The organism is Caballeronia eucalypticola (genome assembly GCF_047608185.1).
GTDB lineage: Bacteria > Pseudomonadota > Gammaproteobacteria > Burkholderiales > Burkholderiaceae > Caballeronia.
In genome coordinates, this window is the sequence record NZ_JBLKRU010000012.1 from 21,763 (window position 1) to 36,508 (window position 14,746).

At 58.4% G+C, this 14,746-nt stretch carries 13 protein-coding genes; 5 read left to right on the plus strand and 8 right to left on the minus strand.

Annotated features, from left to right (window positions below):
* Positions 1-49: 49 nt before the first annotated feature.
* The 6 genes from ACMX25_RS15905 to ACMX25_RS15930 form a co-directional block, all read right to left on the minus strand.
* A complete protein-coding gene (locus ACMX25_RS15905) occupies positions 50-1,735 on the minus strand; it encodes an ABC transporter substrate-binding protein (RefSeq protein WP_414950950.1) in 1,686 nt (561 codons plus the stop codon).
* A 265-nt stretch (positions 1,736-2,000) separates the two neighbouring features.
* Positions 2,001-2,495 (minus strand): cupin domain-containing protein, encoded by a 495-nt coding sequence (locus ACMX25_RS15910; RefSeq protein ID WP_414950951.1) that lies wholly within the window; start codon positions 2,493-2,495, stop codon positions 2,001-2,003.
* Positions 2,496-2,650: 155 nt separating this feature from the next.
* Entirely contained in the window at positions 2,651-4,756 is a 2,106-nt protein-coding gene (gene fusA, locus ACMX25_RS15915) for an elongation factor G (protein WP_414950952.1), read from the minus strand.
* Between the two features lie 323 nt (positions 4,757-5,079).
* A complete protein-coding gene (locus tag ACMX25_RS15920; protein ID WP_414950953.1) occupies positions 5,080-5,634 on the minus strand; it encodes a DUF192 domain-containing protein in 555 nt (184 codons plus the stop codon).
* Between the two features lie 239 nt (positions 5,635-5,873).
* The gene (locus ACMX25_RS15925; protein ID WP_031359822.1) at positions 5,874-6,068 is read right to left on the minus strand and encodes a hypothetical protein; all 195 of its coding nucleotides are present in this window, start codon (positions 6,066-6,068) and stop codon (positions 5,874-5,876) included.
* 391 nt (positions 6,069-6,459) lie between these two features.
* Positions 6,460-7,038 (minus strand): pseudouridine synthase, encoded by a 579-nt coding sequence (locus tag ACMX25_RS15930; RefSeq protein WP_414950954.1) that lies wholly within the window; start codon positions 7,036-7,038, stop codon positions 6,460-6,462.
* A 421-nt stretch (positions 7,039-7,459) separates the two neighbouring features.
* On the opposite strand from ACMX25_RS15930, the gene icd reads away from it, so the two are divergent.
* Positions 7,460-8,713, plus strand: coding sequence for an NADP-dependent isocitrate dehydrogenase (gene icd / locus ACMX25_RS15935; RefSeq protein ID WP_414950955.1), 1,254 nt, complete (start codon positions 7,460-7,462; stop codon positions 8,711-8,713).
* 449 nt (positions 8,714-9,162) lie between these two features.
* Positions 9,163-9,579 carry a DUF2442 domain-containing protein gene (locus ACMX25_RS15940; RefSeq protein WP_414950956.1) on the plus strand — a complete coding sequence of 139 codons (417 nt, stop codon included), beginning with the start codon at positions 9,163-9,165 and terminating at the stop codon, positions 9,577-9,579.
* Between the two features lie 169 nt (positions 9,580-9,748).
* Here the strand turns inward: ACMX25_RS15940 and ACMX25_RS15945 are convergent, their stop codons facing one another.
* Both ACMX25_RS15945 and ACMX25_RS15950 read right to left on the minus strand, forming a co-directional pair.
* The gene (locus tag ACMX25_RS15945; protein WP_031359827.1) at positions 9,749-9,958 is read right to left on the minus strand and encodes a cold-shock protein; all 210 of its coding nucleotides are present in this window, start codon (positions 9,956-9,958) and stop codon (positions 9,749-9,751) included.
* A gap of 142 nt (positions 9,959-10,100) precedes the next feature.
* Positions 10,101-10,385: a hypothetical protein gene (locus ACMX25_RS15950; RefSeq protein ID WP_414950958.1), complete on the minus strand. Its 285-nt coding sequence runs from the start codon at positions 10,383-10,385 to the stop codon at positions 10,101-10,103.
* A gap of 213 nt (positions 10,386-10,598) precedes the next feature.
* Here ACMX25_RS15950 and clpS point away from each other — a divergent pair, with 213 nt between their 5' ends.
* The 3 genes from clpS (at position 10,599) to ACMX25_RS15965 (ending at position 14,726) form a co-directional block, all read left to right on the plus strand.
* A complete protein-coding gene (gene clpS, locus ACMX25_RS15955; protein ID WP_031359828.1) occupies positions 10,599-10,913 on the plus strand; it encodes an ATP-dependent Clp protease adapter ClpS in 315 nt (104 codons plus the stop codon).
* Positions 10,910-13,210, plus strand: coding sequence for an ATP-dependent Clp protease ATP-binding subunit ClpA (gene clpA / locus ACMX25_RS15960; RefSeq protein WP_414950959.1), 2,301 nt, complete (start codon positions 10,910-10,912; stop codon positions 13,208-13,210). Before clpS ends, clpA begins: the two co-directional genes overlap by 4 nt.
* Before the next feature lie 142 nt (positions 13,211-13,352).
* Positions 13,353-14,726, plus strand: a complete 1,374-nt coding sequence (locus tag ACMX25_RS15965) for an amino acid permease (RefSeq protein ID WP_414950960.1) — start codon at positions 13,353-13,355, stop codon at positions 14,724-14,726.
* Positions 14,727-14,746 lie beyond the last annotated feature (20 nt).

Genomic DNA, 14,746 nt, shown 5'->3' on the forward strand with positions numbered 1-14,746 from the left:
GGGTCAACCTTCACGAGCGCAAATCTCTAAGAGATTCAAAATGAACCGGCTACGCGCCGATAGTCGCGCGTTGGAAATACAGCTGCGAAATTGCATTGAAGCGTACGCCGCTCACGTTAGCCCGCGTGACGATCAGCTGATCGTAGAAATAGGGAATCACGACCGGCGTTTCGTCGAGCAGCAAGGCCTGGATTTGCCCCGAGAGTTTTTTCTGCGATGCTACGTCGAGCGCCGCCACGAAATCCGCCACCAGCTTGTCGTATTGCGGATTCTTGAAATGCGCGGCGTTCCATGTGCCTCCGCTGGTCAGCGGCGCATTGAGAAACACGTTCGGCACGCCGCGATGTCCGTAATCCGTGATGCCCAAGGGCGAATCGAGCCAGTCCGACTTGCCAAAGGTGCCAGCGCCGTAATACAGCTCCTGGCTTTCCACCTTCAGCGTGATGCGGATGCCGACCGCCTTCGCTGCGTTCTGGATCACGACCGCGAGATCGGGAATCTCCATGTACTTCTCTGTCGTGAGCGTGACGTCGAAACCGTTCGGCACGCCTGCGGCCGCGAGCAATTGCTTCGCCTTCGCGACATCGAGCTTGCGCTGCGGCACGGACAAATCGCTCGATGGAAACACGGGCGAGAACGGACTGTCATTGCCCAACGCCGCGCGTCCCTTGAACAGCCCCTTGACCAGCACCTCGCGATTCACCGCCAGCGCCAACGCCTGGCGCACGCGTTTGTCCTTGAACGGACCCGTGTCGGTGCGCATATGCATCTGCCGATGCGCGCTCGACTTCACGCCGAGCACCTTGAACTCGGGATTCGTCATCATGCTGAGCCCGCCCTGCACGGTGAAGTCGCCCATCACGTCGGCTTGCCGGCCTTGCAACGCGAGCAGTTCCGATTGTTCGTCGGCGTAGAACGCGAACGTTATGCGCTCGGGCAGCGCTTTCTCACCCCAGTAATCCGGGTTGCGCACAAACGATGCACCCACCTTCGGCGTGTACTTTTCGAACTTGAACGGACCTGTGCCCGGGAACGACTTCTCGTAGGTGCCGCTGAAATTCGCCGGCAGGATCACCGCGTTGTACGTATCCGAAGAAACGTAATACGGGAAGTTGCCGTTCGGCGCGTCCAGATGGAACTCGACCGTCATGTCGTCGACCACCTTCACCGATCCCTTCGACAACACGCCCTTAAGCACGGAGAGCGCCGCCGAACCGCTGGCCGGATCGGCAAGCCGGTTGAACGTCGCTGCGACGTCCTTCGCGGTCATCGACTGGCCGTCGTGGAACTTGACGTTCGGGCGCAGCTCGAAGGTCCACACATCGCCCTTCTCGTTCGGCTTCCATGAAAGCGCGAGGGAAGGGCGGAGCACGAGCGCTTGACCGTCATCGTCGATGAGAAATTCGCCCGTCTGATTGATCAGCGCGAGGCCGGCAGGGTCGGTGACGGTAAGCGGATCGACCTGGCCCGAAGGCGTCAGATGCGCCACGCGGATCGTGCCGCCCGGCTTGCCCGCGGGCGCTTGCGCGCGTGCGTGCGGCATGCCGATCAAACCGCCGGCGGCCATCGATAAACCCAGCAAACTCGCGTGCCGTAGCAACTCGCGCCGCGAGAGCCGGCCGGCTTTGAATTCATCGATGGCATGGTTGCCGAGTTCTCCCGCTGATCCCCTCGACTGTTCGAGCGCGGCATTGAAGGGGGAAAGCGAGTCCAGATCGGTTGCGGTTTTTTTCATCGGGCTGTCCGGTTCAGGATTCGGTTGTTGTTTTGACTCGACGATACTGCGCGTCCCGGCAAAGGACGGCGGCAGCGGCGGAATCGGAGGCGCGTTCAGCTTTCAGTTTAGCGGAGCAAATAGTGTTCCGATTCCCGGCGGCCGTTTCGCGTGGCAATTAATTACCCGTGCCGTGGGACAGCCGCGACACTATGGCAAAGCTTGCGGGCTGTGCGGCGGCAAGGCGGTAGAAAATTCCGTGCAGGTGTCTGCTCATGCAATCGGATCAATGTTCGTGCGGATGCTTATGAATCGGATCGACCCAGAAGACCTCTTCAGGCTCCTCCACTGCATCGATAGTCAGATTCACCACCACCGCTTCATTGTCGCTGCGCACGAGCACGCATTCCAGCGGTTCGTCGGTGAGCGCATTGATTTCCTGATGCGGCACGTACGGCGGCACGAAGATGAAATCGCCCGGCCCGGCCTCAGCGGTAAATTCCAGATGATTGCCCCACTTCATGCGCGCTTGTCCGCGCACGACGTAGATCACGCTCTCCAGCGCGCCGTGATGATGCGCGCCGGTCTTCGCGTTCGGATGGATCGTCACCGTGCCGGCCCAGATTTTCTGCGCACCCACGCGCGCTGCGTTGATAGCGGCCGCGCGATTCATTCCGGGCGTCTGCGGGGTGTTGGTATCGAGTTGATCGCCCTTGATCACCTTGACGCCGTTCTCGCGCCAGTCGGTGTGCTCGTGGTCATGATCGTGTTCATCGCTCATTGTGTTTGTCTCCGTGTGTGCAGGTGTATCCATGGGAAAGCTGTCGTCAATTTACGTTGCAGTCGCCCAGGTAAAAAGCAAAAAGTCCGTCGCCGCCGGGAGGCGACAACGGACTTCGCTCAGTCACCGACTCGGGCTTCCGAATCCGGCAACGCCTACTTCCCCTTCGAGCTCACGATGGCTTCCGCGACGTTGTTCGGCGTCTCGGCGTAGTGCTTGAACTCCATCGTGTACGTAGCGCGGCCCTGGGTGAGCGAGCGTAGCGTGGTCGAGTAGCCAAACATTTCAGCCAGCGGCACCTCGGCGCGCACGATCTTGCCGCCGCCGCCCGCGATGTCCTCCATGCCCTGCACGATCCCGCGACGTGACGACAAATCGCCCATCACGTTGCCCATGAAATCCTCAGGTGTTTCCACTTCCACGGCCATCATCGGTTCGAGCAGTACCGGCTTGGCTTTCCTCATGCCGTCCTTGAACGCCATCGATCCAGCCATGCGGAACGCGTTTTCGTTCGAGTCCACGTCGTGGTACGAACCGAAGGTCAGCGTCACCTTCACGTCCACCACCGGATACCCCGCCAGCACACCGGCTTTCAGCGTTTCCTGAATACCTTTGTCGACCGCCGGAATGTATTCGCGCGGCACGACACCGCCCTTGATGGCATCGACGAATTCATAACCCGTACCCGGCTTTTGCGGTTCCAGCTTCAGCACCACGTGACCGTACTGACCGCGTCCGCCCGACTGCTTGACGAACTTGCCTTCAATATCTTCAACGGGAATACGAATGGTCTCGCGATAGGCCACCTGCGGTTTACCAACCGTCGCTTCGACGCCGAACTCACGGCGCATCCGGTCCACCAGAATTTCCAGGTGCAGCTCGCCCATGCCCGAAATAATCGTCTGGCCGGACTCTTCATCGGTCTGCACGCGGAACGACGGATCTTCCTGCGCCAGCCGGTTTAACGCGATACCCATCTTTTCCTGGTCGGGTTTCGTCTTCGGCTCGACGGCCTGGGAGATCACCGGTTCCGGGAAGATCATGCGTTCGAGAATGATCGGATGAGCGGGATCGCAGAGCGTGTCGCCAGTGGTCGCTTCCTTCAGGCCCACGGCCGCGGCAATATCGCCGGCGCGCACTTCCTTGATTTCCTGACGCTCGTTCGCGTGCATCTGGAGAATCCGGCCAAGCCGTTCCTTCTTCTCCTTGATCGCGTTGTAGACCGTATCGCCGGAATTCACCACGCCCGAATACACCCGGAAGAAAATCAACTGGCCGACAAACGGGTCCGTCATGATCTTGAAGGCGAGCGCCGAGAACGGATCTTCATCGGTCGGATGACGTTCCGCATGTTTGTCGTACTCGTCCACGCCATTGATGGCGGGCACGTCCGCCGGCGACGGCAGGTAGTCGATCACCGCGTCCAGCATGGCCTGCACGCCCTTGTTCTTGAACGCGCTGCCGCAGAACATGGGGACGATTTCGCTCCTGAGCGTGCGCGCCCGGATAGCTTCCTTGATTTCGTCTTCGCTGATGTCTTCGCCGCCGATGTACTTGTCCATCAGCGCTTCATTGGCATCCGCGGCGGCCTCGATCATCTTCTCGCGCCATTCTTCGGCGGTGGCGAGCAGGTTATCGGGGATTTCCTGGTATTCGAACAGCACGCCCTGGCTGGCTTCGTCCCAGATGATCGCTTTCATCTTCACGAGATCGATCACGCCCTGGAAGTGTTCTTCAGCACCCACGGGAATCTGCATGGGTACGGCAACGCCCTTCAGGCGCTCGCCGATCTGCCGCTGCACGCGGAAAAAGTCGGCGCCCACGCGGTCCATCTTGTTGACGAACGCAATGCGCGGCACCTTGTATTTGTTCGCCTGGCGCCAGACCGTTTCCGATTGCGGCTGGACGCCTCCGACCGAGTCATAGACCATGCAGGCGCCGTCGAGCACGCGCATCGACCGTTCCACTTCGATGGTGAAATCGACGTGTCCCGGTGTATCGATGATGTTGATCCGGTGCTCCGGATAATTCCCCGCCATGCCTTTCCAGAAGGCCGTGGTGGCGGCGGAGGTGATCGTGATGCCGCGCTCCTGTTCCTGCTCCATCCAGTCCATCGTGGCCGCGCCGTTGTGAACCTCACCAATTTTGTGATTCACACCGGTATAGAAAAGAATGCGTTCGGTGGTGGTGGTCTTACCGGCATCGATATGAGCGCTGATACCAATATTCCGATAGCGGTCGATGGGAGTCTTGCGGGGCACTTGAACCTCCTGTTGATTGGATGGAGCTTTGCAGCCCGGACTGGGCACGATGGCCCGGCCGGCGGCTCCGGAGCGAAGCTTTGTCGTGCTTGTGTGACGGCTTCGCTGGTTTATTAGGATAGCGCGTCGACAAGGTCTTTGCAGGATTCTTGCCAGCTCCGCGAAAAAGATGAATCTTTGATGACGCGCGGGCGGCATTCCGGGCCGTGACCGGGGCTGCACCTTCGGCCGCGAAAAGGAAAAAGCCGGCGCGCGCATGAGCGGGCGGCCGGCTTCGGATGAGGCGTGTCGGGGGATCAACCACCCCGCGCTCGAGGCCCTCGTTATTGCGCTGCGGGCAACCCCTTGATCTGCATGCCCGGCTGAATTCCCTTCGATGCAAACCAGCCCTTGCTCATTTCCAGCGCGTACACGCCATTGTTGCGCGGGCAGTGGTTGTTTTCCGTCTCGGCCTGCATTTCATCGATGTCCGTGACGGTCCCGTCTGCGCGGATAAACGCGATCGACAGCGGGATCAACGTGTTTTTCATCCAGAAACAGTGCACGGCCGTTTCATTGAAGACGAACAGCATGCCTTCATTCGGCTCGAGCTTCGTGCGATACATCAAGCCTTGTTCGCGATCGGCATCGTTCGCGGCAACGGCGGCGTCGATCACATACATGCCCGCGGTGAGTTTGGTGTGCGGAAAATCGGCGGGCTTTTTTGCACCCGGTGGCATTTGTCCCGGCTCTGCCGCGAGCGGTTGGGCGTGTGCCGCCATCGGCGCGACTGCAATCAACGAGACGAGCGGAACGGAAAACGCAACCAGCGCGCGGCGCACTAGACGTCCAAGATCAAACGATGAAACCGAACGGGGCGAGGGCCATGGAAGACGCACGGCGAAACTCCTGGTGAGATGAAGCCGGTTAGCTGAAGAATCAGTGAAGACTGGCGCATGTTACTTGAGCGCGCGCACGCCGACAAAAAGTGCCTGTGTGAGCGTGCGTGGATCCGTGTTGACATAACCGGACGACTCAAAGAAAAAGGCAGAAACCTTTACAGGTGTCTGCCTTTCAATGCCGCTATGGCGGCAGCACTGCTTGGTGTAGCGTCGCGTTACCGCGATCTATTACCAACTTACTCCGACGCGGCCGAAGCAGCTGCAGCCGAAGCTGCCTTCTTGTGCGTAGCCTTCTTATGCGTCGACTTCTTGTGGGTTGCCTTGTGAGCGGTCGAAGCTGCTGCAGGAGCCGATGCTTCCGGAGCCGAAGCTTGTGCAAATGCAGCCGTTGCGAACAGGCCAGCGACGAGAGCAGCGATCAATTTGTTCATGTTGTAAATCCTCAGCTTTAGTTTGATTTAACCTTGTGACCCGGTCGATGGAGTCATGACGGTAAACGAGCCATCCACCTTTTGGTTGACAGGGGATTCGAACAAACTTCGATCTCGCTGCGAGCGCTTTAACCTTACATAAAGCCTTCGTAAGTTGGCTCGGTGTTATGGTCCTTCGCTAATGCCGGATGGCGGTTTTAAGGCATCTGCAGCGAATAACGCCGCATGCCGGAAGTCCGTTGACGTGTTTTTGGGAATCGTGCCGAGATAATCGTTTGGAAGGCGAATCGATTTTGTAATGTTTTTGTTTCAGTTGAACGCAGTTGCGTCGTTGCTTCGTCGTTTGTTTCGCAGTTGCTTGTTTCGCAGTTGCTTGTTTCGCAGTTGCTTGTTACCCAATGCCGTTCCATGGTGCGCGCGGCGCCAGTTCCATCGATGCACCCGGCGCAAGTCCGAGACTGAATATATCCAGCGCACCGATACCCACGCGCACCAGCCGCAGTGTCGGGTATCCGACGGCTGCGGTCATTCGACGCACCTGCCGATTACGTCCCTCCGTTATCGACAGTTCGATCCACGTGGTCGGAGTGGCGGCGCGATATCGAATAGGCGGATTACGTGGCCAAAGCTGGTCTACCCGTTCAACGGGTTCAACGCGCTGCACGGTGCACGGACGTGTCACGAAATCCCCCAAGTCAACGCCGGCGGCCAGACGCTTGAGCGCGTCCGCGTCGGGTGCGCCATCGACTTGTGCCCAATACCGTTTCACCAACTTGTGACGAGGCTCGGCAATACGCGCCTGAAGCGCGCCATCGTCGGTGAGCAGAAGCAGGCCTTCGCTGTCGGTATCCAGCCGGCCAGCCGGATAAACGCTGGGCGTCTTCACCCATTCGCCCAGCGAGAGGTGTTTCTCGTGCGGCGAAAATTGACAGATCGTGCCGAATGGTTTGTTAAGGGCAAGCAGCGGCATGGCGAGGATCAATGAGGAAAACGCGATAAAAACGAGGCACCGCTCAAGCGCAGCGCGGCAATCCGCCTATGGCGAATGGCGCGATATTAATGCATAATCCGAAACATCAAGCCCCAACTCTTATATAAGACATAAGACTTAAGTCAGGACATGAATCGTACGGTAGCTGATCATGACAACGGCATCAACCGGCGGTCTTTGACCGGCGCACGCGTGCACCGTTTTGTTGCACTGCGGCGAAGCCGGGGTCGGGCGAGCCCTGTGCACCGTGGGCTAGAATACCGTTCAGGTCGCCCGGGCGCCGCGCCGGTATTGGCGCTGATCGCCGGGCCACCGTTCGCTCCTCCGCCTTTTCGCCGAATTTCCGAACGCATTCTGTGCATTTCTGTTTTAGCTAGCCCAGCCATCTTTGGAGTCGACCATGCCGTATCAGCACATCAAGGTTCCGACGGGCGGTGACAAGATCACCGTTAATGCGGATTACTCGCTCAACGTTTCCGACCAGCCGATCATCCCTTTTATCGAAGGCGATGGTACGGGTGTGGACATCACGCCGGTGATGATCAAGGTCGTCGACGCAGCGGTGGAAAAAGCCTATGCAGGCAAAAAGAAGATCCACTGGATGGAAATCTTCGCGGGCGAGAAGGCCACCAAGGTCTACGGCCCGGACGTTTGGCTGCCGGATGAAACGCTGGACGTGCTGAAGGAATATGTCGTCTCTATCAAAGGGCCGCTTACCACGCCGGTTGGCGGCGGTATCCGTTCGCTGAACGTCGCGCTGCGCCAGCAACTCGACCTGTACGTCTGCCTGCGCCCGGTGCAGTATTTCAAGGGCGTGCCGTCGCCGGTGCGCGAGCCGGAAAAGGTCAACATGATTATCTTCCGCGAGAACTCGGAAGACATTTACGCCGGCATCGAATGGGCGGCCGAGTCGGAAGAGGCGAAGAAGGTCATCAAGTTCCTGCGCGAAGAAATGGGCGTGACGAAGATCCGCTTCCCGGACACGTCGGGTATCGGTGTGAAGCCGGTGTCGCGTGAAGGCACGGAGCGTCTGGTTCGCAAGGCGATCCAGTACGCGATTGACCATAATCGCAATACCGTCACGCTCGTGCACAAGGGCAACATCATGAAATACACGGAAGGTGCGTTCCGTGATTTCGGCTATGCGCTGGCGCAGAAGGAGTTCGGTGCGGAACTCATCGACGGCGGCCCGTGGATGAAGATCAAGAGCCCGAAGGGCGGCGACGTTGTGCTAAAGGACGTTATCGCCGATGCATTCCTCCAGCAGATCCTGTTGCGTCCGGCTGAGTACGATGTGATCGCCACGCTGAATCTGAACGGCGATTACGTGTCGGACGCGCTGGCGGCTCAAGTTGGCGGCATTGGCATTGCGCCGGGCGCGAACATGTCGGATTCGGTGGCCATGTTCGAAGCCACGCACGGCACCGCGCCGAAGTATGCGGGCAAGGACTACGTGAATCCGGGCTCAGAAATCCTGTCGGCGGAAATGATGCTGCGCCACCTCGGCTGGACCGAAGCGGCGGACATCATCATCAAGTCGATGGAAGCATCAATTCTGACAAAGCGCGTGACATACGACTTTGCGCGTTTGATGGAAGGCGCGACGCAGGTTTCGTGCTCGGGATTTGGGCAGGTGCTGATCGAAAATATGTAGGTTCGGATAAATCTTCAAGGAAAGCCCCGGTTGAGTTTGACTCACTGGGGTTTTTTCATGAGATCGGCGTGAACTGATCTTCGATGGAGAGTCCGGTGTTCGCTGAGCAATGTCAGAAAACTGAAGTGTAAATTTTCACGATGGCAAAGGCCTGATGTAAAAAACCTAGCAGTTAGGTTTATGATCTTCCCATGCCCACTATCCTTCTACTGAATGGGCTCAGAGTGGTCATATACCCCGCAGATCATCGACCGGCGCACGTCCAGGTTCACGTTCACGTGCAGGGCAGGGCAGGGCAGGGTTTGAGATTGTGTTCGATCTGAACTGTCCGGACGGCCCTCTCGATGTACGCGGCATCAAAGGAAAAGTTTCCGATGCCGGCGTCCGCCACACGGCGAAATTGATCGCGCCGTCCCTACCTTCCCTGTGCGGAGCCTGGAGAAATATTCATGGCAATTACCATTGAGTCCATGGCAGCGGCCCGCAAGCGTGGGGAAGGCGTCGGACCTTGCGCGGTCAAGGCGCGCTACCGTCGTTCCATCGCCAAGATAGAGGTCGAATTCGACAACGGTGTAACGCTCGCAGTCCCGATTGCCCTGATCCAGGGGCTGGACGGCGCAAGCGATGCCGAGTTGAAGATGATCGAGATTTCCCCAGCCGGTTGGGGCTTGCACTTCCCAAAACTCGACGTGGACTTGTATGCGCTCGCGCTTTTCGAAGGGATCTACGGGTCACAGGTCTGGATGAAACACTTGGCAAGCCGCGCTGGTTCGGTCAAGTCGGATGCGAAGGCCGCATCGTCGCGAGAAAATGGCAAGAAAGGCGGGCGTCCGCGCAAGGTTCGGCCTGACCACGAGCAACCGTAGTTAGCCGGGTTCATCAACGGCTTGGTCCCAATGAAAAACGGCCCGACCGCAAATGCGTTCGGGCCGTTGAATCCCGCCGTTGCATTCGACCGTCGAATAACGCAGAAACGTTTATCTGAACGATGTCACGGCATGCGGCCGGTTTCGAGGACAGCGCGCTATCGAACGGTCAGGCAGCAGATTCCTGGATGTTCGATGCCTGTTTGCCCTTGGGTCCCTGGACAATCTCAAAGCTGACCTTCTGGCCTTCCTTGAGCGTCTTGAAACCATTCATTTGTATCGCCGAGAAATGAGCAAACAGATCCTCGCCGCCTTCATCGGGCGTGATGAATCCGTAGCCTTTCGCGTCGTTGAACCATTTGACCGTACCAGTTGACATCACTTCCCCTCTCACTCTCGTCGCTACCACGAGCACGCTCGAAAAGCTTGGCAACCCACAATGTGGACCGCCCCCTCCTCACAAGCTCACCGCGGCCTTTCTTCACCTGAAACGCTTCGGAAAAAAGTGCCAATTTGATTGTTTAATCTCTTAAATCAAGTGTCAAGAAAATTTTGAGATGGTCGTAAAGACGTTGTAAAGACCTCATTTCAAGGGTTTTTCCCGCTTTGCGCGTATCCCGCCGCACAAGCACGCCATCTTGAAAAGTCGCATAATCGACGCACATGAGGAGTACAGGCAGCAGGCGGTTATTACCCTTGACCGCCGCGGCTCGCAGTTCAGGCCGCACGATTGCTTCGAACGGTTGATTCGCTCGAGTGATTCTTATAAGGGTCACCCAGTCAGTCGCAGCGGGTTGAGCGTCCAAGTCGGCCGCGTCCAGGTGGACAATTCGTTTTTTTGAGAGCTGTGCGATACTGGATTCAACGATGTTTCAAGAGGGCTGGCCTGTGTCACGAGGGCCGGCAGAATTCAGCAAGCGACAGGTTGCGCGAAGTGTGCGGCGACACCGTTTCGGCTTATATGGCGAACGGAGTTTTGGCGAGATGGCGAGCCTGTCCGAGTTGTTTAGAATGGGCGTATGGCGATCAATCCCAACAAGCAGGATGGCACCGTACTGGAGCGGCAGGAACAAAAGCTGAAACAGCCGTCCATGTACAAAGTGGTGCTGCTGAATGACGACTTCACGCCGATGGAATTCGTCGTGTTCGTCGTGCAGGAACATTTCAATAAAGATCGTGAGACTGCGACGCAAATCATGCTGAAGGTTCATCGCGAAGGCAGGGGAGTTTGTGGGGTCTATACGCGGGACATCGCGTCGACCAAAGTTGAGCAAGTCGTTAGCCACGCGAGGCAAGCGGGTCATCCGCTGCAGTGTGTGATGGAGGAAGCATGATTGCCCAGGAACTGGAAGTCAGTCTGCACATGGCGTTTATGGAAGCACGTCAGGCACGGCACGAGTTCATTACGGTCGAGCATCTTTTACTGGCCTTGTTGGACAACCCGACCGCGGCTGAAGTGTTGCGCGCATGCGCAGCAAATATTGAAGATTTGCGTCAAAACCTGCGCAATTTCATTCACGACAACACCCCGACCGTGCCCGGCACGGACGATGTTGATACCCAGCCGACGCTTGGTTTTCAGCGCGTGATTCAACGCGCGATCATGCACGTGCAGTCAACATCGAATGGAAAGAAGGAAGTGACCGGCGCGAACGTGCTCGTCGCCATCTTCGGTGAAAAGGATTCACATGCCGTCTACTACCTGCAACAGCAGGGCGTGACGCGTCTCGACGTCGTCAATTTCATCTCGCATGGCATTGCGAAGACGAATACGGGCGACGCGGCGAAGGCAAGCAGCGACGCGAATCCCGAAGCGGAAGACGCGGCTGCGCAAAAGGAAACGCCGCTTGCGCAGTTCACGCAGAACCTTAACCAGCTCGCGAAAGACGGCAAGATCGATCCGCTGATTGGACGCGAATTGGAAGTCGAGCGTGTGGTGCAGGTGCTGTGCCGTCGCCGGAAGAACAATCCGCTGCTGGTCGGTGAGGCAGGCGTGGGTAAAACTGCGATTGCCGAAGGGCTTGCGTGGCGCATCACGCGCGGCGAAGTGCCGGACATTCTTGCGGACGCTCAGGTGTATTCGCTCGATATGGGCGCATTGCTGGCCGGTACTAAATACCGTGGCGATTTCGAGCAACGCCTCAAGACGGTGCTGAAAGAGTTGAAGGAACGTCCGCACGCGGTGCTGTTCATCGACGAAATTCACACGCTGATTGGTGCGGGTGCGGCGTCGGGCGGCACGCTGGATGCATCGAATCTGCTGAAGCCTGCTTTGTCGTCGGGCCAGTTGAAGTGCATCGGCGCGACCACATTCACGGAATATCGCGGAATCTTCGAAAAAGACGCAGCGTTGTCGCGTCGTTTCCAGAAGGTTGATGTCGCCGAACCGACCGTCGAGCAGACCATCGCCATCTTGCGCGGTCTCAAGTCGCGTTTCGAAGAGCATCACGGCGTGAAATATTCGTCGGGTGCGTTGTCCGCGGCTGCTGAATTGTCGGCGCGCTTTATCACCGACCGTCATCTGCCGGACAAGGCTATCGATGTAATCGACGAAGCGGGCGCAGCGCAACGCATCCTGCCGAAGTCGAAGCAGAAGAAGACTATCGGTAAGAACGAGATCGAAGAGATCATCTCGAAGATCGCGCGTGTCCCGCCGCAAAGCGTGTCGCAGGACGATCGCAGCAAGTTGCAAACGCTGGATCGCGACCTGAAGAGCGTGGTGTTTGGCCAGGACCCGTCTATCGATGCATTGGCCGCCGCCATCAAGATGGCCCGGGCAGGTCTCGGCAAGACGGACAAGCCAATCGGCGCATTCCTGTTCTCGGGGCCGACGGGTGTCGGCAAGACGGAAGTGGCGAAGCAACTGGCGTTCACGCTGGGTATCGAATTGCTCCGCTTCGACATGTCCGAGTACATGGAGCGTCATGCGGTCAGCCGTTTGATTGGCGCGCCGCCGGGATATGTCGGATTCGATCAGGGTGGTTTGCTGACTGAAGCCGTCACGAAGAAGCCGCATTGCGTGCTGTTGCTCGACGAAATCGAAAAGGCGCATCCGGATATCTACAACGTGCTGCTGCAGGTCATGGATCACGGCACGCTGACCGACAACAACGGTCGCAAGGCAGATTTCCGCAACGTCATTATCATCATGACGACGAACGCGGGCGCCGAAGCGATGCAGAAGTCGGCAATCGGTTTCACGAATCGTCGGGAAACCGGCGACGAAATGGCCGATATCAAGCGGATGTTCACGCCTGAGTTCCGGAATCGTCTGGACCAGATCATCAGCTTCCGCTCGCTCGATGAAGAAATCATCATGCGGGTGGTCGACAAGTTCCTGATGCAACTGGAAGATCAGTTGCATGAGAAGAAGGTCGACGCGGTCTTCACCGACGGCTTGCGCGCGCATCTGGCGAAGCACGGTTTTGATCCGCTGATGGGGGCACGGCCGATGCAGCGCCTGATCCAGGACACGATTCGTCGTGCGCTGGCGGACGAACTGTTGTTCGGCAAGCTGATGTCGGGTGGGCGAGTAACGGTGGACGTGGACGAGAACGACAAGGTCGCGCTCACGTTCGACGAAAGCCCGGTGCCGCGCAATCCGAATCCGGAAGCGGTCGAGGTTGAGTGATCAGGTAGGAAGCGATGACTGAAGTCAGGTGACACGCGCTTGAGGTGTGTCATCATCGGCGAGGCGGCGCGGGGAAGTTTCCCGTGCCGCCTCGCTTTTTTGCGTCCGCATTCGTTGCGGATATTGACTTCAAGAGGTTGATTTGAGCTTTAAACGTGGATCGTTCGAGACCATCGTCGAACGGGAAAAGGGGCTGCACCGGAGTTTGACCGCCGGGCAGATGTCGATGATTGCTATCGGCGGGGCGATTGGGACCGGGCTTTTTCTGGGCAGCGGTTTCGCGATCGGTTTCGCCGGGCCGAGCGTGTTGGTGAGTTACGCGATCGGCGCGCTGATCGCGTTGTTGCTGATGGGCGCGCTCGCCGAGATGACCGTCGCGCATCCGACGTCCGGGTCGTTCGGCGCGTACGCGGAGTTTTATATCGGGCCGCTGGCGGGTTATCTCGTGCGATACGCGTACTGGTCGGCCGTCGTGTTCGCGGTCGGCACCGAGGTCAGCGCGGTCGCCGTGTTCATGAAGTACTGGTTCGCGAACGTCCCGGGCTGGTATTGGATCGTCGGTTTTTCCGCCGCGCTGATCGGCGTGAACGCCGCTAGCGTCAAGGTGTACGGCGTGATCGAATACGCGTTTTCGATGCTGAAAATCGTGGCGATCGTCGCGTTCATCCTGCTCGGGGCGGTGTTCGTGTACGGCGCGCCGGTGTCGTCCGGCGTCGGGCTGAATAATTTCACGGCGCACGGCGGGTTCTTTCCGCACGGCGTGAGGGGCATGTGGTTCGCGGTCATTGTTTCCATCTTCAGTTATCTGAACATCGAGACGATCGCGGTCGCGGCCGGCGAAGCGCGTGATCCGCAGCGCGCCGTGGCGCGGGCGTTTCGGTCGACCGTATTCCGGCTGGTGCTGTTCTATCTGCTCACACTGGCGTTGATGCTCGCGATCGTTCCTTGGACGCAGGCCAGCACCGACGAAAGCCCATTCGTCAAGGTCATGGCCGCGACGCACGTTCCGTACGCTGCGGGCGTGATCAACTTCGTGGTGCTGATCGCCGCGCTTTCCGCCATGAATAGCCAGCTCTATATCACCACGCGCATGATGTTCAGCCTCTCGCGGGCCGGTTACGCCCCGGCGCGCTTCGGGCGCCTGAGCGCGAACGGTGTGCCGACGGCGGCGCTGTCGTTATCGACGAGTGGGATTGCGTTGGCCACCATCCTGACGGCGTTCTGGCCGGCGATGGCGTTCGGTTTGATGATGTCGCTGGCCATCTTCGGCGCGATGTTCGCCTGGCTGCTGATCTTCGTCACGCACCTGTTTTTCCGCGCTCGATATGACGGACCAGCGCTGTCTTTCCGGATGGTCCTGCATCCGTTCGGCAGTTTGCTCGGCGCGGGTTTGATGGCGGCGATCATGATCACCACCGCCTTCACGAGCGAATTCCGCATGACGCTTGTCTATGGGCTGGCGTTCATGGTCGTTCTTGCCGCGACCTATCTGCTTTGGTATCGAAAGCACGGGTAAACACCGATCAGAACCCCTTT